Source organism: Bacillus sp. G1(2015b) (assembly GCF_001482475.1).
In the GTDB taxonomy this organism is placed as follows: Bacteria; Bacillota; Bacilli; order Bacillales; family Bacillaceae; genus Bacillus; species Bacillus safensis.
The window spans coordinates 1-269 of the sequence record NZ_LKIC01000009.1 but is presented as its reverse complement, the minus strand read 5'-3'; the positions used below and the strand labels follow the sequence as shown (position 1 = coordinate 269).

The 269-nt window shown below is 57.2% G+C and carries 1 pseudogene; it reads right to left on the bottom strand.

The features are described 5' to 3' along the window. Window positions 1-269, bottom strand: a pseudogene (locus AMR95_RS06785) (collagen-like protein); the annotation flags it as partial.

The window sequence follows — 269 nt, the reverse complement described above, 5'->3', positions numbered from 1 at the left end:
CCCGTTGGTCCAGTAATACCCGTAGCGCCAGTAGGTCCGGTAGCTCCAGTGATACCCGTAGCGCCAGTAGGACCAGTATCTCCAGTGATACCCGTAGCGCCGGTAGGTCCGGTAACTCCAGTGATACCTGTGACACCAGTAGGACCCGTTGGTCCAGTAATACCAGTTGCCCCGGTAGGACCAGTGGCTCCGGTAATACCCGTAGCACCAGTAGAACCAGTAGAACCAGTATCTCCAGTGCTACCCGTTACGCCAGTAGGGCCAGTAGC